This window comes from Acidobacteriota bacterium (genome assembly GCA_030949985.1).
Classification (GTDB): Bacteria; Acidobacteriota; Polarisedimenticolia; order J045; family J045; genus JALTMS01.
This window is the reverse complement of sequence record JAUZRX010000081.1, coordinates 48,690-66,172: the sequence shown is the minus strand read 5'-3', so window position 1 is coordinate 66,172 and position 17,483 is coordinate 48,690. Positions and strand designations below refer to the sequence as shown.

Annotated in this window: 15 protein-coding genes; 11 read left to right on the top strand and 4 right to left on the bottom strand. The window is 67.2% G+C overall.

Features of this window, described 5'->3' with window-relative positions:
* The 11 genes from Q9Q40_14140 to Q9Q40_14090 form a co-directional block, all read left to right on the top strand.
* A partial coding sequence (locus Q9Q40_14140) for a hypothetical protein (protein MDQ7008357.1) occupies positions 1 to 775 on the top strand: 775 nt, incomplete at its 5' end.
* A 110-nt stretch (positions 776 to 885) separates the two neighbouring features.
* A complete protein-coding gene (locus tag Q9Q40_14135) occupies positions 886 to 2,082 on the top strand; it encodes a tetratricopeptide repeat protein (GenBank protein ID MDQ7008356.1) in 1,197 nt (398 codons plus the stop codon).
* Positions 2,083 to 2,112: 30 nt separating this feature from the next.
* Positions 2,113 to 5,178: a TonB-dependent receptor gene (locus tag Q9Q40_14130; protein MDQ7008355.1), complete on the top strand. Its 3,066-nt coding sequence runs from the start codon at positions 2,113 to 2,115 to the stop codon at positions 5,176 to 5,178.
* Positions 5,179 to 5,288: 110 nt separating this feature from the next.
* The gene (locus tag Q9Q40_14125; protein MDQ7008354.1) at positions 5,289 to 6,086 is read left to right on the top strand and encodes a DUF3450 family protein; all 798 of its coding nucleotides are present in this window, start codon (positions 5,289 to 5,291) and stop codon (positions 6,084 to 6,086) included.
* On the top strand, positions 6,083 to 7,525 hold the full coding sequence (locus Q9Q40_14120; GenBank protein MDQ7008353.1) for a MotA/TolQ/ExbB proton channel family protein: 1,443 nt from the start codon (positions 6,083 to 6,085) through the stop codon (positions 7,523 to 7,525). The genes Q9Q40_14125 and Q9Q40_14120 overlap by 4 nt, the downstream gene beginning before the upstream one ends.
* A gap of 1 nt (position 7,526) precedes the next feature.
* A complete protein-coding gene (locus tag Q9Q40_14115; protein MDQ7008352.1) occupies positions 7,527 to 8,162 on the top strand; it encodes a MotA/TolQ/ExbB proton channel family protein in 636 nt (211 codons plus the stop codon).
* The gene (locus tag Q9Q40_14110; GenBank protein ID MDQ7008351.1) at positions 8,159 to 8,572 is read left to right on the top strand and encodes a biopolymer transporter ExbD; all 414 of its coding nucleotides are present in this window, start codon (positions 8,159 to 8,161) and stop codon (positions 8,570 to 8,572) included. Before Q9Q40_14115 ends, Q9Q40_14110 begins: the two co-directional genes overlap by 4 nt.
* Positions 8,573 to 8,583: 11 nt before the next feature.
* Positions 8,584 to 9,261 carry a TonB family protein gene (locus Q9Q40_14105; protein MDQ7008350.1) on the top strand — a complete coding sequence of 226 codons (678 nt, stop codon included), beginning with the start codon at positions 8,584 to 8,586 and terminating at the stop codon, positions 9,259 to 9,261.
* Positions 9,262 to 9,281: 20 nt separating this feature from the next.
* Positions 9,282 to 10,673: a tetratricopeptide repeat protein gene (locus tag Q9Q40_14100; protein MDQ7008349.1), complete on the top strand. Its 1,392-nt coding sequence runs from the start codon at positions 9,282 to 9,284 to the stop codon at positions 10,671 to 10,673.
* A gap of 141 nt (positions 10,674 to 10,814) precedes the next feature.
* Positions 10,815 to 11,711, top strand: coding sequence for an RNA polymerase sigma factor RpoD/SigA (locus Q9Q40_14095; protein MDQ7008348.1), 897 nt, complete (start codon positions 10,815 to 10,817; stop codon positions 11,709 to 11,711).
* Between the two features lie 54 nt (positions 11,712 to 11,765).
* Positions 11,766 to 12,554 (top strand): enoyl-ACP reductase, encoded by a 789-nt coding sequence (locus Q9Q40_14090; GenBank protein ID MDQ7008347.1) that lies wholly within the window; start codon positions 11,766 to 11,768, stop codon positions 12,552 to 12,554.
* Positions 12,555 to 12,566: 12 nt separating this feature from the next.
* Here Q9Q40_14090 and Q9Q40_14085 read toward each other — a convergent pair whose 3' ends face one another.
* The 4 genes from Q9Q40_14085 to Q9Q40_14070 form a co-directional block, all read right to left on the bottom strand.
* Positions 12,567 to 13,964 carry an ABC transporter permease gene (locus Q9Q40_14085; GenBank protein MDQ7008346.1) on the bottom strand — a complete coding sequence of 466 codons (1,398 nt, stop codon included), beginning with the start codon at positions 13,962 to 13,964 and terminating at the stop codon, positions 12,567 to 12,569.
* On the bottom strand, positions 13,961 to 14,941 hold the full coding sequence (locus Q9Q40_14080; GenBank protein ID MDQ7008345.1) for an ATP-binding cassette domain-containing protein: 981 nt from the start codon (positions 14,939 to 14,941) through the stop codon (positions 13,961 to 13,963). Before Q9Q40_14080 ends, Q9Q40_14085 begins: the two co-directional genes overlap by 4 nt.
* Before the next feature lie 130 nt (positions 14,942 to 15,071).
* The gene (locus Q9Q40_14075; GenBank protein ID MDQ7008344.1) at positions 15,072 to 15,824 is read right to left on the bottom strand and encodes a hypothetical protein; all 753 of its coding nucleotides are present in this window, start codon (positions 15,822 to 15,824) and stop codon (positions 15,072 to 15,074) included.
* Positions 15,821 to 17,389: an MFS transporter gene (locus Q9Q40_14070; GenBank protein MDQ7008343.1), complete on the bottom strand. Its 1,569-nt coding sequence runs from the start codon at positions 17,387 to 17,389 to the stop codon at positions 15,821 to 15,823. Before Q9Q40_14070 ends, Q9Q40_14075 begins: the two co-directional genes overlap by 4 nt.
* Positions 17,390 to 17,483 lie beyond the last annotated feature (94 nt).

Below are 17,483 nucleotides of genomic sequence, written 5' to 3'. Positions count from 1 at the left end.
CTACTCGGCGATCCGTGACGACGAGTACTACATGGGTCCGGACCGGACCTACCAGTTGGAGCTGGAGGACAACACCTGGTGGTGCTTCGGTCGCCAGGAAGAGGTCGGCGACGGCAGCCTGTGCACCGGTGACTGCACCCGTTGGAAGGGCGACATCGGCAAGGACCACTTCGACAACGGCCTGCTCACCAACGCCTCGCTCGACAACACCTACCTCGGCTGCGCGGCGAACCTGCCGATCCGCACCCTGGTGCGCCAGGACCTTACCCTCGATTCGACCCGTCCCGACCAGGTGGTCAGCATCGATCCGCGGCCGGCTCCGGGCAGCCCGCTGCTGACCACCAACCGCAGCGAGTCGCAGGGGGTCTTCGAGGTCGCCGGCTACAAGGGCGCCTTCGCCCCGGGCCAGAACTGGGCCACCTGCTGGACCACGATGTCCCGCCTGGGCTACTTCACCACCTGTGATCCCATCGATCATCCGGAAGCCACGCCGGACGTCACCTCGAACCTGCGCTTTGCCGACAAGGCGCGTATCGAGTGGGACGGCGTCGCCTGCGAGTTCAACAACCGGGCCTACGACCTGTTGCGCTCGACGGACGCCGCGGATTTCAGCGCCGCGGTCCTCCTGGAGGACGACGATTTCGATCACCAGGCGGTCGATGCCGACCTTCCCGCGGCCGGCAGCGCCTACTTCTACCTCTCCCGCGGCCAGAACGACTGCGGTCCCGGGTCGCTGGGCGTGTCCTCCAGCGGAGCCGAACGCCTGGCTCCCTGAACGCCGACTGAACGCACCGAAGGAAAACCGTGGAAGGTGGGGGCCGGAATCGGCTCCCACCTTCCAAACCTGTTCACCGCAAAGATCTGTTCCTGAACTGGGAGTCGCTGATGATGTCCACGAGACGTGAGGTACTGCTCTTCGCCTGTTTGGGGGTCCTGACGGTCTTCGTCACGGGTCCGGTCACTCCCGCCACCGAAAGCGCGGTGGCCGATTCCGGGCCGGAAAGAGTGCTGGAGCTGGCTTTCGAGATCGCTTCCGCCATCGAGAACGACCCGAAGGACAGGGAAAAGGCCCAGTACTTCGTGGCCTACGATCTCGCGCAGACGGGTGACCTGGCCCTGGCTCGCCGCTACGCGGAAAAGATCAGCGGCTGGCGCAAGGGCGTCGCCCTGGCCGAGTTCGCTCGTGACGCCGCCAGGCAGGGGAAGAAAGAACTGGCCCGTGAACTGATCCGCGAGGCCCGGCGGGTCGAGGCGGTCACACGGGGCTGGCAGCGCCCCCGGATCGCCGCCTACATCGCCACCGCGGAGGCGGAACTGGGTGATGCCGAGGGAGCGAAAGAGGTGCTCGTCCGCCTGGCCGAGGAAGACAGCCAGTACCTGGGGCGGGCCGTGGCGGCCTCCGCCGCGGCTCTCGTGCGGCGCGGAGAGATCGAGCAGGCCCTGGCCGAACTCGACACCCTGGCCGACTCCAGGGACATCTACGACACCTGGTGGCGCACCATGGGCCTGATCGACATCGCCGGCAACGAGGAGCTGCCGGAGAAGACGCGGGACCTCGCCGCCCGCCGCGCTCTCGAGTCGACGGCAACCATCGCGGGCTGGAAGCGGGTCGAGGCGCTGCTCGCCCTGGCGCCGATCTTCAGGCAGATGGGGCGGACGCCGCAGGTCCAGGAGGTCCTCGACAGGGCGCTGGAACGCGTCCAGGGAATTCCCCCGACCTCGCCGGTCAGAACGCGTTTGATGGGCCGGCTTGCGCGGGCGCTGGGCCGCGCCGGGCGGCGGGAAGAGGCTATCGACCTGCTCGAGCGCGCCCACGGGCTGTGCGCCCGGACCATGAAGGTGGAACGCCCGGGCATCCTGGCCGCCCTGGCGGCGGTCAACCACGATCTCGGTCGCCGCCGGCAGGCCCGGGCCCTGTTCATCGAAGCGCTCGACGCGGCCGCCGAGCTGGTCAACGGGCGTCCGAGGGCGCTGGCCGCCGTGGCCATTTGCGGCGAGCTGGGCCGCCATGCCATTGGAGCCGACGCCGAGATCCTCGCCCGCCTGCAAGCGCTGCGCGCAGGCCTCAAGGCGCCCTGGTAACCCCTTGAGGTCGATGCGGAGGAGTCTGCGGTGAAGAACGGCTGGTGCCGGCGGTCGCTGCCGGCGGTGATCCTGCTGTGGCTCTGTTGGGTGGGCCTGTCCAGCGGACAGGGCGCGTCCAACGGTGGTATTCGGGGCCTGGTCTACGATGCCGACTTCGATGTTCCCCTGGCCGGCGTGAGGGTGGAGATCGCCGGAACCCGGCACACGGCGCTGACATCGGATGCCGGCAACTTCGTGCTCGAGCAGCTCCCGCCGGGGAAGTACACGGTCGTTTGTTCGAAGGCCGGCTATCAGCGCCGGGTCATCGCGGACGTGGCGGTGTCGCCCGGCCGGCTGAGCGAGTTGCGGGTGGAGCTTTCGATCGCCGTGCTGGAGATGGACGAGCTGGTGGTCACGGGAGACGACTTCCTCTCCGGCACGGAGGTCGATTTGCTCGAGATCCGCGCTTCGGCGGTCACCCTGCAGGACGCGATCTCCTCCGAGCTGTTCAAGAAGGCCGATGCCTCCGATGTCGCGGGGGCGATCAAGATGGTGGTCGGAGCCTCGGTGGTCGACGGCAAGTACGCCACCGTCCGGGGACTGAGTGACCGCTATACCGGCACCACGCTCAACGGGATCCGGGTGCCCAGCGCCGACCCCCGCAAACGGGCGGTTCAGCTCGACGTCTTCCCCACCGGCACGGTGGAGAGCATCACCGTGACCAAGACCTTCACCCCCGATCTGCAGGGGGATTTCACTGGTGGAGGCGTCGACGTCCGCACCAAGTCGATCCCCGAGAACTACCTTCTCTCCACCTCGGTGGCGGTGGAGTACGACGACCTGGCCACGGGCAACGGCGAGTTCCTCACCTACCGCGGCGGCGGAGTCGATCCCACCGGTTTCGGCGGGTCCGACCGCTCGATGCCCGATGTGGGCCGGGTGGAACTGACCAAGTCCTTCAGCGCGATCCGCTATCGCCCGCGGGTGCTGCCCGCGGATCTCGAGGCGGCGTTGGCCTACGACAAGCTGACGCGGATGTTCGTGCCGGTGATGGGAACCAGCCGCAAGACGGCTCCGGCCAACGGAAGCTTCTCCCTGGTCTCCGGCAACAAGTACTCCATCGGGGCTTGGGGCCGGATCGGCGTGCTCGGCGCGTTGAGTTATTCGCACAAGTACCATTACTACGACGATGGCATCAACAACAAGGTCGGTGTCAGCGGCAGCGACGGGGCGATCACCCTGCTCCGTCCGCGTACCGACAGCAAGGGCACCGACGAATTGCTGATCGGCGGGCTGGGGGCGCTGGTCTTCCAGCCCAACGACGACCACGAGTTCACGTTGCGCTTCGTCGGCAACCAGTCGGCCAGCGACGAGGCCCGCTTCCAGGTCAGCGACGACGGGAGTTCGGTCGAGCAGATCAACGTCATCCAGAATCAATCTCTGCGCTACGTCGAGCGCACGGTCGCGTCGCTTCAACTGCAAGGCAAGCATGATTTCGAAGGTTGGCCCGTGGGCGACGGCCTCCACCTGGACTGGAGCGTGGCGTCGAACCTGACCCGGCAGAAAGAACCCGATGTCCGCTTCTTCCGCAATCTCTTCACCTACTTCACCGAGCGTGGTTTCGGAGTCGCGCAATTTCGCACGTCGGGCGTCTCGCCTTCGTCCAGCACACGCAGAATCTTCCGGGAGATCGAAGAAACCGGCATGGTCTACGCCGCCAACGCCGAACTCCCGCTGCGGGTCCTCGGCGACCGGGAGGCCAGGCTCAAGGGTGGCTTCTACTTCGAAGACGACGACCGGACCTACGAGCAGGAATCGTTCTTCTACGACTTTCCCAGCCGGCAGTGTTGCCGCAACCCGGAGCGTATCGAAAACAGGAGCCGCTTCAGTTGGATCACCGAAGATCCCGCAGCGCTCTGGAGCGATGTCTTTCTCGACGCCGATCGCATCGGACTGGCGCCCAACGTCGACTCGCCCCACGTGGCGGACAACCAGCTCCTGTGGACCCTCACGCCGCTCAACCAGGACGTGGACTACGTCGGCAGGCAACGGATCGGCGCGTTCTACCTGATGGCCGAATGGCCGCTGTTGCCGTCGCTCAAGCTGGTTGCCGGCGGCCGCTGGGAGAGGACGGAACTGGGGGTGATTCCCGCCGGGCCGGCCGGGCGGGTGGAGATCATCGAGGTCAGGCCCGAGTCCGGCGATCGCGGCATCGTGGAGGTGCCCGAGGAAGAAGGTGTGGCGCGGATCGACGACCGATCCGTCCTCCCCTCGGTGGGGCTGATCTGGGAACTCCGTGACGGCATGCAGGTGCGCGCCTCCTGGTCCCGCACCCTGGCCCGTCCGACCCTCCGTGAACTGGCTCCCGTCGCCACCGAGGAGTTCCTCTTCGGTGACGAGTTCGTGGGCAATCCCCGGCTGGAGATGTCGAAAATCACCAACTGGGACCTGCGCTGGGAGTGGTTCCGCCGGCCGGGAGAGGTGCTCGCCCTGAGTGTTTTCCGGAAGAAGATCGACAAGCCCATCGAATATCTCAACTTCGGAGCCGCCGGACGGAGTTTCACCCAGCCGGTGAATTTCGATACCGGAAGGATTCTCGGCGTGGAGGCCGAGGCCAGGGCGCCGCTGGATCGGTTCGGCCGCCGGCTGAGGCATTTCACCGTCAGCGCGAATTACACGTGGCTCGATTCCGAGGTCGATATTCCCGGCTTCGAGCAGGAAGCGCTGGCGGCCTTCGCCCTCGGCCGGGACCGCCGGGCCCTCGCCGGGCAACCGGCGTCGATCGCCAATTTCAATCTCAGCTACGACAACGAGGACACGGGGCTCAGCGCCAGCGTCTTCTACAACCGGGTCGGCGAACGGCTTCGAGCCGGGGCGGCGGTCGGTGACGTGGAGACCGGAGGCGTTCCGGACGCCCTCGAGGCGCCGTTCTCGTCCCTCAACGTCAAGGTCAGCCAGAAGCTGGGCGCCGTCACCAGCTTGAGCTTGAGCGCCAAGAATCTGCTCGCCGACGACAAGCAGGTGGTCTACCGCACCCCGGAGGGAGCCGAGGCCATCAAGAGCCTCGTACCCACCGCCAGGCGCTACAAGATCGCCTTGCGCTGGAGCTGGTGACGGGGTCGACGGTCGGCGTCCCGCGAGCGGGGAGCGCGGCCATGGCCGGTTAAGAACTTTGTCACCCCGGGGCAACCCGGGTGTCACAAGCGCAGGAGAACAATGAAGCCATGAATATCCGTGATCGCATCGCCATCCTGGTCACCGCGGCCCTGGTTCCCGCGGCCGCCGCCGCTCCCCCGGCGGACGGCGGCCGGACCACCGACCTCGAAGAGACCCGGGCGCGGCTGGCCAAGTGGGTCGAGACCCAGCAGGTCATCGCCCGGGAGAAACGCGACTGGAAGCTCGGCAAGGAGGTGCTCACCGAGCGGATCTCCATTCTCGAGCGGCAGATCGCCGCCCTCGATCAGAAAATCGAGGAGGCCGAGAAGGACCTGGCGGAGGTGGCCGGGAAGGAAAGGGAACTCGCCGCCAGGGAGCGGGAACTCGACCGGGCTTCGGTGACCCTCGCCCGGCGGATCCCGGCCCTCGAAAAGGCCACACGCGCCCTGCTCGACCGGCTGCCCGATCCCCTGCGGGAAAAGGTTTCGGTACTCAGCCGCCGGCTGCCCCGGCCCGGCGGTGCGCGGGAACTCTCCCCGGCCGAGCGCTACCAGAACGTGATCGGAATCCTGAACGAAGTGAACAAGTTCCAGCGGGAGATCAACCTCGTCAGTGAGATCCGGGAACTGCCATCCGGCAAGCGAGCGGAGGTACAGACGGTGTACGCGGGTCTCGGGCAGGCGTGGTACGTCACGCGCGACGGCAGTCACGCGGGGCTCGGCCGGAGCGGCCCCGATGGGTGGCGCTGGATCGCCGCCGACCCGATCGCACCGCAGGTCACTCGCCTGGTGAAGATTCTCGAAAACGAAGAGGCGCCGGCCTACGTGCCGTTGCCGGTGACCATCGTAGACGAGGAAAGGCCATGAGCAGGATCCGTCTTCGCTGGAGGCCGCTGCTGGCCTCGGCCCTGCTGCTGGCGCCCTGCGCCGGATGGGCGGTGGGGCAATCGGAATTCGCCGGAACCCGCGCATCGGTGGAAAAAGACCTCGCGGCCAGTCTTCGGCAACTCTCCGAGTTGCAGGCGCGCATCGCCGCGGAGAAGCTGCCGCTCAGCCGACGGCTCAGAAGCCTCGAGTCGCAGCTCGCCTCCCGCGAGGCCCGCCTCGACGAGCGGGTCCGTGCGGTGGACAAGCGTCGGCTGGAGTTGAGCAACCGCCAGGCCCGGCTCGAAGCCCGCCACGCCGAGGAGACCTACCTGGGGAACCTGCTCGACGAGTACGTCCGTAATTTCGAGACGCGGGTGCACATCACCGAGCTGCAGCGCTTCCGCCCCCTGATCGAGGCGGCCCGCAACGCCCCCGAGAACCAGCAGCTTGCCGCGGACCAGGTTTACGCCCGGCAGCTCGAGCTGGTCGAGGCCCGCCTCACCCGCCTGGAGGAGGCGCTCGCCGGCACCCGATTTGCGGGTCGTGCCGTCGCCGCCGACGGCACGGTCGAGGACGTCGATTTCGCGCTGCTGGGACCGATCGCCCTCTTCCGCACCCGGGATGGCGCCGCGGCGGGCCTCGCCGAACAGCAACTCGGCTCTCTCGAACCGTCGATGACGATCTTCGGCGATCCCGTGCTGCAGGCGGAGGCCGCGAAGGTGGTGGAGACGGGCGAGGGACTGCTGCCGCTCGATCCGACCCTGGGCAACGCCGACAAGATGAAGGCCGCCGGCGATACGCCACTCGAGCACATCGAAAAGGGCGGCCCGGTGATGGTGCCGATGCTGCTGATGGCCGCGGCCGCGCTGCTCGTCGCCCTGCTCAAGTGGTTCCAGTTGGCCCGTATCCGCAACCCGTCGAAGAAACGGGTCAACAGCCTGCTCGACGCGGTCCGCCGGCGGGACCTGGACGGCGCCATGGCCAGGCTCGAGGCGATCCCCGGCCCCACGGGAGAGATGCTGCGGGTGGGAGTCGAGCACGCCGCGGAGCCGCGGGAACTGGTCGAGGAGGTGATGTACGAAAAGATGCTGGATACCCGGCTGCGCCTCCAGCGCTTTCTCTGGTTCATCGCGATCTGCGCCGCGGCGGCGCCCCTGCTCGGCCTCCTCGGCACGGTCACCGGCATCATCAACACTTTCAAGCTGATCACCGTCTACGGCACGGGAGACGCGAAGACCCTCTCCTCCGGCATTTCCGAGGCGCTGATCACCACCGAGTTCGGGCTGATCGTGGCCATCCCCTCGCTGCTGTTCCACGCCTACCTGTCCCGCCGCGCCCGGCGTTTCGTCGATGGCATGGAAAAGACGGCGATCTCGTTCGTCAATCGTCTTTCGCTCGCTTCGGCCGGGCGGGACGCGGCGGCCGCCGAGCAGGGTTGAGATGTTCCAGGGGCTGTTCGAGCAGGCATGGGGTATCTGGCGCGCCGGGGGCTGGTGGATGATCCCCCTGGCGGCCAACGCCCTGGTGCTGTTCGCTCTCGGCATTCACATCTGGATTTCCCTCAAGTCCCGGGGTGTTCCGCGGGTCTCCGAACGGGTCTGGCGCGAGTGGATCACCCGGCCGGAAAAGCGGCGGGGGCGCCTGGGTGAAGTGATGGACTTCGCGCTGGCCGCGACGAGTATCGAAGACCTCCTCGATCGCTTCGGAGAGGTGCAGCTGTCGCGGCTCGCGCCCTTCGAGCGAGATTTGCGTTTCATGAAGCGCTGCGTGAGTTCAGCCCCCCTGTTGGGACTGCTGGGCACGGTGACCGGCATGCTGACCACCTTCGCCGCCCTCGCCTCGGGATCGGGCGGAGAGAAGACGATGAGCATGATCGCCGGGGGGATCTCGGAAGCGCTGATCACCACCGAGACCGGGCTCGTGATCGCGTTGCCGGGCCTCTTTCTCCAGTACCACCTGGGCCGGGAGAAGGAGCGTTACGAGGCCTTTCTCGCCCGTGTCGAGACCGTCTGTGTGCAGCATGTCTTCCACCGGCAGCGCGGGGGCCGATCCGCGGGGAAGGAGAGTGCGCTATGAGCCGTTTTCGCAAGCTCGGGAGTGGAGACGAAGAGTCGACGGGGATCGACATGTCGCCCCTGATCGACTGCGTGTTCATTCTGCTGATCTTCTTCATCGTGACCACCACCTTCATCGACGAGACGGGAGTCGAAGTGGACAAACCCCAGGCCGCGTCCTCGGTGCAGCTCGAGAAGAACTCCGTCCTGCTGGCGGTGACCGGTGAGGGGCAGGTGGTCTACGGCGGCCGGCAGATCGGCGTGGCCGGCGTCCAGCCGCTGGTCAAGCGGATGCTGCAGAAGGAAGAGGTGCCGGTGATCGTGCAGGCCGACGGCCAGGCGCGGGCCTCGCTGATGGTGCGGGTCATCGACGAGGCCAAGATGGCCGGGGCGCAGAAGGTCAGCATCGCCACACAGCGGCGAGTCGACTAGGGAGAGACGCGATGACCCTCGAGCCGAAGATCCATCCCCTGCTCTGGATGTTGCAGAAAGCGCTGGTGGTGGTCGGCGCGCTGGCCTGTACCCTCGGGCTCTTCGTGCTGCTGCCGTTGATGCAGGCCATCGGGTCGCCCGCACCGGCGGACCTGGTGCTCGAGCCGGTGGATGTGGCCGACTTCAACCCGCCGCCACCGCCGCCGCCCGTGGAGGAGAAAGTGGAAGAGGAGCCCGAGGAGGAGCCGCCGCCGCAGCTCGAGGAGCAGGCGGCGCCCCTCGACCTGGCCCAGCTCGAACTGGCCCTCAACCCGAATCCGGTGGGGGGGGCCTTCGGCGACTTTGTCGTGGATATCGCGGCCCAGCTGACGGCGGGGCGGCGTGAAGAGGCGATCGACGAGGTCTTCTCGCTGGACGACCTGGATCAGAAGCCGTCCCTCATCTTCCAGCGTATGCCGCGCTACCCCCAGGAACTGCGGAAGAAGGGCAAGACCGGCACGGTCTTCGTGGTCTTCCTCGTCGATCAGAACGGGAAAGTGAAGAATCCCAAGGTCGAGAAGTCTTCCGACCCGCTCTTCGAGAAGCCGGCCCTCGAGGCCGTCAAACAGTGGAAATTCGAACCCGGTACCCGCAATGGACGCGCGGTGCCCTTCAAGTTGCGCATCCCGATCCGCTTCAACGCCGGATGACGGCGCGCCGAGGCTTACTCATGTTCAGACGATTTGCCATGTTGCCGCTGCTGGCCCTGACGGTCGCGTCGGTCGGGGCGTCGGGTCTCGCTGTCGCCGGGGAGGCCGGCGGGAGCGTCGGCGATCTGGGCATCTGGGACAGCGAATCCTGGCGTCGCAGTTTCACGGGAAGCTACGGCGTCAACGCCGAGATCGAGCCGCGTCTGAGCGCCACCGACCAGGCCACGCTGCAGGAGCTGCTCCCCCTGGTCTCGGGGGACGACACCGCCGCGGCCAAGGCGGCGGTGGAAGCGGTGATCACGCCGGAGAGCAGCGCGGTCTTCGATTTTCTCCTGGGCAATCTTCACTACCAGGACGGTGAGCTCGAGCCGGCGGCCGCGAGCTATTCGGCGGCCATCGTCAAGTTTCCGAGTTTTCGCAGGGCGCACCGTCAACTCGGACAGATCTACGTTCGGCTGGGGAAGTTCGCCGAGGCCCTGGAGCCCCTGAGCCGCGCGATCGAGCTCGGTGCCGCGGACGGCGTGACCTATGGCCTGCTCGGCTACGCCTACTCCCAGACGGGCCGGCACATCGCCGCCGAGTCGGCCTACCGCACCGCCATGCTGCTCGATCCGACCACCGAGGACTGGAAGATCGGGCTGACCCACAGCGTGCTGCGCCAGGAAAAGTACGCCGAGGCGGTGAGCCTCTGCCGGGAGTTGATCGAACGTTCCCCGGACCGGGCGGACTTCTGGCTGATGCAGGCCAATGCCTGGATCGGGCTCGGCAAACCGCTCCGAGCGGCGGAGAACTACGAGATCGTCAGCCGGATGGGGAAGGCCACGGTCGACAGCGAGCGCATCCTGGGAGATATCTACGTCAACCAGGAACTCTGGGATCTGGCGGCGGGGGCTTATCGCCGGGCCCTCGAACTGGACCCGGAGCAGGATGTTTCGGTACCGCTCCGCTGGTGCCGGATTCTCGCGCAGCGGGGCGCGTTCGCCCAGGCCGGCTCCCTGCTCGAAGAGATCTCGCGGGTCTACGAGGGTCGACTGGACGACGCCTCCCGCCGGGAAGTGCTCAAGGTGCAGGCCCGGGTGGCGATGGCGTCGGGCGAGAAGGGCGAGCGGGTGGTGCGCGTGCTCGAGGAGATCGTCGACCTCGATCCCCTCGACGGCGATGCGCTGATCCTGCTGGGCAATCACTTCGCCCGGGCCGGCCAGCCGCAGCGCGCCATCCTCTACTACGAGCGGGCGGAAGCGCTGGAAGACTACGAAGCCGTGGCGCGGGTGCGGCACGCCCAGGTCCTGGTGGGGCAGTCGCGCTACGCGGAAGCCGTACCGTTGCTCGAGCGGGCCCAGGAAATACGCCCCCGGGAAGACGTGGGGCGCTACCTCGACCAGGTTCAGCGGGTCGCCCGCCGCGGCACCTGAGGCGCCCCGGCCCGCCACGCGTGGGCGATAGCGCCTCGACCGCGGCTCCGCCGGAAGCGGTTTTCAGGCTTGTGACCCCCCCGTCACGCGGTTGGTAGGAGCCCGTCCTATCCTCGGAACGAACACTGGGAGGGACGCACCATGGCGACCTACGGCCGGCAAAACATGCTCTTCAGCCTCTATCTCCAGGATCTCCGTGGCTGCCCGAGAGTCGATCGCGACGGCGAGAAGGAACTGGCCCGCCGCGCCCAGCAGGGTGACGACGAGGCCCTGGCGACGCTGGTCTCGGCGAACCTTCCCTTCGTCGTGAGCCTCTCGCGCTTCTACAGCCGCCGGGGTGTGTCGAGCCTCGACCTGATCAACGAGGGCAACCTGGCCCTGATGGAAGCCGCGCTGCGCTACGATCCGGAGCGGGGAACGACCTTCTTGACGTATGCCGTCTGGTGGATCCGCAAGGCCATGTTGCGGGTGCTGCGGGACCATCCCCTGGTCCGGACCCCGGAGTACCGCCACCGGATCGAACGCAAGGTACGGGAGATCCGGCGTGAGATGACCGCCGCTCTCGGCCGGACTCCCACCGACGAGGAACTGATCGAGCGGACCGAACTCACCTGGCGGGAGGTCGAGCAGGCGGAACAGACCCAGGGCCATGGCGAGTTGTCTCTCTCCGGCCGCTGGGAGGACGAGGACGGCCCCTCGATGGAGGATCGCCTGGTCGACGAGGAGCGGCCCGATGCCGAGCAGCAGGTACTGCTGCGCGAGAGAATGGCGCGGCTCGATCGGGCGATCGGCAGGCTTCCCTCCAAGGAGCGGTTCATTCTCCAGCATCGCTACGGACTGGGCGGAGCGCAGGTGATGACGCTGGAGGAGATCGGGCGATGCCTGGGCTGTTCCCGGGAACGGGTCCGCCAGATCGAGATGCAGACCCGCGCCCGCCTCCGGCGACTCCTGAGTCCCGCCCCGCGCCCGGCGGCGCCGTCCTGCGGCCGGCGGAACCGGCCCGGGGGCGTGTTTGCCAAGCACCGGGCAATCTTGTAGCTTCACGTCCATCTCCGGGGGCCCGGGGCCCGACGACCCGACAGAGGTGAGACGATGAGCAACTTACTCCAGGGTAAGCAAGGGATCGTTTTTGGCGTGGCCAACGAGCGGTCCTATGGCTGGCACATCGCCAAGGCGCTGATCGACCACGGGGCGCACTGCGCTTTCGGCGTGTTTCCGGGGGAGAAAATGGAAGCCCGGGCGCGGCTGGCGATCGAGGCCCTCGAGCTGAAGGAAGAGTGGATCCACCCCTGCGACTGTTCGCAGCCCGGCAACCTCCAGGCGATCTTCGAGGCCTACCGGAAGGACCACGAGCGTCTCGATTTTGTCATTCACTCGATCGCCTTCGCCGACAAGGACTATCTTCGGCCCGGCAACTTCATCGACACGCCGCGTGAGAGTTTCCTGCAGGCGATGGACGTGTCGGTGTTCTCGCTGGTGTCCATGGCCCGCCATGCCCGCGAACAGATGAAGGCCGGCGGTGGCGGGTCGATCCTGGCCATGACCTACCTGGGCGCCCAGCGCGCCGTTCCCGGGTACAACGCCATGGGCGTGGCCAAGGCGGCCCTCGAAAGCAGCGTGCGCTACCTGGCGCAGGACCTGGGGCCCGACAACATCCGGGTCAACAGCATTTCCGGCGGCCCCCTGCGCACGCTGGCCTCCTCGGCGATCAAGGGGTTTCGCAACATGCTCAACCACGACGCCCGGCGCTCGCCCCTGCAGCGCAACGTGCGGGGAGAAGAGGTGGGGGGCGCGGCCGTGTACCTGGTCTCCGACCTGGCCTCCGGCGTGACCGGTGAGAACCATTTCGTCGATTGCGGCGCCAACTTCGTCGGCTTCTGATCGGCGCGGGCGCTACGCGTCCGCCATCCGGATCCACTGCAGCAGGGTCTTGAAACTCGGCGGCTTGCCGTACATCAGCAGCCCGATGCGGAAAACCTTGGCCGCCATCCTGAGCGCCACGTAGACACCGCCGATGCCCACCAGCACCGAGAGCAGCACCTGCCACAGGGGCGGGGGAGCCGTGGAAGCCATGCGGATCAGGATCACGAAGGTGTTGATCGGCGGGATGAAGCTGAGCGTCGTGGCGAAGACGGAGTTGGGATCCCGGCTGATGGGCATCCACAGCAGCCAGGGAATCATCACGATCAGCATCACGGGCGTCATCAGGGATTGGGCTTCCCGCAACTCGTTGACCGCCGCCCCGATGGCTCCCATCAGCGCGGCGAGGGTCGAGTAGGCGATGAAGTAGAAGATGATCAGGAAGACGAAGAGCAGGGGATCGATCAGGCCCAGCACCGCGAAGGCGGAGAGGCCGAAAATGCCCATGCCGGCATAGATCAGCAGCATCAACAGGCCGACGCCCATCTGGCCGAGAATCTTGCCGCTCATCAGTTCCATGGGTGAGACCGCCGAGAGCAGCACCTCCACCACGCGGTTGGACTTCTCCTCGATGGTGGAGGTCAGCAGGCCCTGGCTGCCGGTCATCACGGAGATCAACAGCAGTCCCATGAAGCCCATGGGCACCAGGATGTTGAGCACCTCGTTGGACGTCTTCTCGCCCGAGGCGGTGACCGCGGTGGCGGCGACCCGCTCGACGCGGGTCAGCCGGTTGATCAACTCCGGGTCCATCCCGTGGGTTTCGATGCGGGCCTCGATGATCGAGCGCCGGAGGCCGGAACGGATCTCGTCGACGATCCGGTCGTCGAGTTTGCTCCGCACGAAGATCCGGTAGGAGCCGAATGCTCCGTCGGCATTCTCGCGGATGACATGATCGTCGAGGATCACCAGGGCCAGTCGGCGCACGGCGCCCGGGGTGTCGGTCAGCAGGGCCTGCTTTTCCTGTTCCACGTCCGTGCTGCGGGGGTCGAGCGGGGTGACGTGGAACAGGGGCACCTCGCCGAGACTCTTTTGGACCGCCTGGTCGATGGCCTCCCCGACGGCGTCGTTTTCGGCCATTCGGGCGCGGTCGGCGAGTTCGTCAGCGACGGCGGCGGTCTCTTCGCTGCGGCGGGCGGCGATGGCCTCCGGCGCGAGATAGTCGCCCAGGCCCGGCACGACGGCGCCTGTGGGGTCGATCACCGCCACCTCGCCTTCGACGCCGGGGGCCTCTTCGTTGATCAGGAGCGGCATCACCACGACCATCGTCAACACGATCACCGGCACCACGAGCACGCCGATCAGAAAGCCCTTGGTCAGCACGGTGGCGATGAATTCCCGGCGGGCGATGCAGAGAACGCGCGAGATCTTCATCGGACACCTCCCCGGTCCGGGTCCTGCAGGGCGGCGCGAAGGGTCCGCGCCCGCTCATCGGAGGCATGGCGGTCACCGGTGACGATCTCGATGAAGATTTCCTCGAGGGTGGGCCGGTGGATCTCCACCCGGGCCACCGGCAGCGTCCCGGCGATGGCGGCGATGGCGGCGGAGGGGTCGGTGCCCTCCGTCAGCCCGATCTCCACGCCCTGGGGAGAGGGCTTTACCCGCTCGACACAGGACAGTTCCTGTACCGGCGCCAGGTCGGCGTCGGCCTCGAGCGGCTCGAGGATCAGCGCGCGGGGATCGAACCGCCTGCGGATCTCTTCCAGGGGCGCGTCGAGCACCTTGCGGCCGTTGTTGATCATCACGATGTTCTCGCAGAGTTGTTCGGCCTGCTGCATCACGTGGGTCGAGAAGATGACCGTCGCGCCCCGTCGGTGTTGCTCGAGCACCAGGTCGCGCAGCAGGCGCATGTTCACCGGGTCGAGGCCGCTGAAGGGCTCGTCGAGGATCAGCAGGTCCGGCTCGTGGATGATCGAGGAAAGGAGCTGGATCTTCTGCTGCATGCCCTTGGAGAGTTCTTCGCACTTCTTTTTCGCCACGTCCTCCAGGCCCACCCGCTCGAGCCAGCCCATGATCCGCCGGCGCAGGTCCCGCCGGGGCGCGTTCTTGAGCTGGGCGATGAACTCGAGGAAGGCCGCGACCTTCATTTTCTTGTACACGCCGCGCTCTTCGGGCAGGTAGCCGATGCGGTCCTTGGCCTCGAGGGCCGAGGGGCGGCCGAGCACGGTCAGGCGACCGCGGTCGGCGAAGAGAATCGACATGATCATGCGGATCGTGGTGGTCTTGCCCGCGCCGTTGGGGCCGATGAAGCCGTAGAGCCGGCCCTGGGGAACCACCAGGTCGAAGTCGTCCACCGCTACCTTCTCGCCGAAGGTCTTGCGGATGCCTTCCAGCAGGATTGCCTCTTGCACCTGGGCTTCTCCTCTTCGCGGCGGGTCGGGCCCGCCGACTCGCGTCTGCATCATACCCGCCCGATACGCTTCACATCGCGCGGCCTTGCAGGTCGCGCCGCGGGCCGCGCCAGCGGTCGGCGGGCGGCGCTCAGCGGTCGGGGGAGGGCGGTTCCACACCCGGCAGGGGGCCCACGGTGACTTCCCGGAAGGCCCGGCCGAAAACCTCCTCCACCCGCGCGTGGAAGCTGCGCCGGTCTTCGTAGTCGGCGGGGTCGATGGGGGGCTCGATCCGGTAGGGAACCGCCTGGTCGTAGTGGTAGGTCCACTCCGCCTCGTTGACCACGCGCTCGGTGCGGTGGGTGGCGATGACCTGGATCGGCAACCCGCGGGAGAAGGCATAGTGGATCATGCCTCCCTTCAGCGGCAGGGGCTGCTCGCTCCGGTTGCGGGTTCCCTCCGGATAGACGATCAGGCCGTTGAGGGGGCAGAGGTCGAACTCCCGGTCGAGCCACTCGAAGAACGCGCGCACCCCCCGCCGCTTGTCCCTGCGGAAGAACCACGTCGAGCGGTCGGTACGGGTGGTCAGCCAGGTCAGGGGGAAGGCCACCCCCATCCCCGCCCGGGAAAGGGTCGCCCCCAGCCCCCGGGTGATTTCCTTGTGCAGGAAGAGATCGGCGAAGCTGCGATGGGGAAAGAAGTAGAGGCAGCGCCGGTCGGTCAGCAGCTCGGCGCCCTCGAGGGGCACCAGCCGGGCGCCGATCCGCCGGGTCAGGGACTGGGCCCAGACCCGGGTGAGCTTCTCGTTGACGGGCACCGGCCGGCGCCAGGTCAGCACGGCCCGCAGCGGGTCGTACCAGCCGAGCAACATGGCGTGGCCCAGCAGGCGGATGCGGGATTTCATGGCTCTCGTCGGGTGGCGGCGTCCTGCCGCTGCAGCCAGGCATTGTAAACCGCGAGGGCCACCGTACTGACCAGGGCCAGGGCGGCGAAGGCGAGCCACATCACGCCGGGGCGGTCGATACCCTTGGGGCCGAAGTACTGGTACATCACTCCCGACAGCAGGCCGCCGAAGAGATTGCCCAGGGCCACGCACCAGTAGAAGTAGCCCATGTAGAGTCCCACCTTGTCCGGCGGGGCGATGCGCCCGGCATACTCCTTGCTTTTCGGCGAGGCCAGCATTTCGCCCACGGAGAAGACCAGCACGCCGACGACGATCCAGAAGCCGCCCGCGCCGCCGAGGTAGACCAGGAAGGAAATCGCCGTGATCAGCACACCGCTGATGATGGTGGTGAACGGCCGGAGGTTGCGCGCCAGGTAAGAGATGGCCACCTGGCCGAGGATGATGCCCAGGGCGTTGAGGTTGATCAGGTGCTCGGGCTTGATCTGTCCGTGTTCGAGCACGCCCCGGGCCCAGGTGCTCGAGTCGATGCCGAGGGAGAGGAAGAAGTCGTTGTGGAAGGCTTCCATGATCCACCGGCCGAGGGGGCCGAAGGCGCCCACCAGGTCGGAGGTGTCCACGTAGTCACGGATGTACTCGGGGAGGGTCATGAAGATCTGGTTGAAGGAGGTCCAGAACCCGGCCATCAGCAGCAGGAAGACCAGGTAGCGTCCTTCGCCGACCTCCATCGGGCGGGTCAACGGGCCGCCGCCGCCGATCCCCCGGGCGCGCAACAGGGCGTCCCAGCCCAGGTTGAGCAGCAGCCACGCCGCGGCCAGGCCGAGGAAGGTGCCCGGCTCGAGCCACTTGGCTCCGAGCACCAGGATCAGCATCTCTCCGGCCACCAGCAGAAAGAAGCGGAAGTTGCCGATCACCGCGATCATGTCGGCGACCACCCGGCCCAGGCTGTGATGGCCGGCGCCCGCCTGGCGGCCCTCCGGCTCGCGGTAGAAGAGCAGGCAGGTCAGCCCCAGCAGGACGATCCATCCCGCCGAGGCGTAGAAGACGTAGCGCCAGCTCCAGCCCCGCACGACGCCCGCCGCGATGGGCCCGAGAAAACCGCCGATGTTCACCATCATGTAGAAGATGCCGAAGCCGAGGGTGCCCGTGGTGGCGTCGGTGGTGCGTGCCACGGTGCCGATGACCACGGGCTTGAACATCCCGTGGCCGATGGCCACGAGCATGTAGACCGCGAAAAACGTCCAGAAGGTGCGGGGATGGCCCAGCAGCAGGTAGGCCGGGATCATCACCGCGCAGGAGGCGAGGAACATCCGCCGGTAGCCGTAGCGGTCGGCCAGCGCGCCGAAGAAGGCCGGGAAGAGGTAGAGGAAGAAGGTCACCAGGGCCTGGATCACGCCCCGGTCCTGGGAGCTCAGGCCCAGCCCCCCGTCGGCCACGGCTCCGGTGAGGTAGAGCGAGGAGACGGCGTAGAAGCCGTACCAACCCATGCGCTCGAAGATCTCCATGGTGTTGGCGGCCCAAAAGGCCCGGGGAAATCGTTTCCAGATCGACGGGGAAGAGGTGCTCACGGGCGCTCCTTGGAGTCGGGCCAGCCTACAGCAAGTGGCCCCGAGTGTTCATCGACCCCGGGGCACAAGATTGTGGCCGGGGTGGAATGCACCT

Excerpts from the sequence above, each read along its gene's own strand:
- Q9Q40_14135 (MDQ7008356.1), top strand. The coding sequence starts at position 886 with ATGATGTCCACGAGACGTGAGGTACTGCTCTTCGCCTGTTTGGGGGTC.
- Q9Q40_14125 (MDQ7008354.1), top strand. The coding sequence starts at position 5,289 with ATGAATATCCGTGATCGCATCGCCATCCTGGTCACCGCGGCCCTGGTT.
- Q9Q40_14120 (MDQ7008353.1), top strand. The coding sequence starts at position 6,083 with ATGAGCAGGATCCGTCTTCGCTGGAGGCCGCTGCTGGCCTCGGCCCTG.
- Q9Q40_14115 (MDQ7008352.1), top strand. The coding sequence starts at position 7,527 with ATGTTCCAGGGGCTGTTCGAGCAGGCATGGGGTATCTGGCGCGCCGGG.
- Q9Q40_14110 (MDQ7008351.1), top strand. The coding sequence starts at position 8,159 with ATGAGCCGTTTTCGCAAGCTCGGGAGTGGAGACGAAGAGTCGACGGGG.
- Q9Q40_14105 (MDQ7008350.1), top strand. The coding sequence starts at position 8,584 with ATGACCCTCGAGCCGAAGATCCATCCCCTGCTCTGGATGTTGCAGAAA.
- Q9Q40_14100 (MDQ7008349.1), top strand. The coding sequence starts at position 9,282 with ATGTTCAGACGATTTGCCATGTTGCCGCTGCTGGCCCTGACGGTCGCG.
- Q9Q40_14095 (MDQ7008348.1), top strand. The coding sequence starts at position 10,815 with ATGGCGACCTACGGCCGGCAAAACATGCTCTTCAGCCTCTATCTCCAG.
- Q9Q40_14090 (MDQ7008347.1), top strand. The coding sequence starts at position 11,766 with ATGAGCAACTTACTCCAGGGTAAGCAAGGGATCGTTTTTGGCGTGGCC.
- Q9Q40_14085 (MDQ7008346.1), bottom strand. The coding sequence starts at position 13,964 with ATGAAGATCTCGCGCGTTCTCTGCATCGCCCGCCGGGAATTCATCGCC.
- Q9Q40_14075 (MDQ7008344.1), bottom strand. The coding sequence starts at position 15,824 with ATGAAATCCCGCATCCGCCTGCTGGGCCACGCCATGTTGCTCGGCTGG.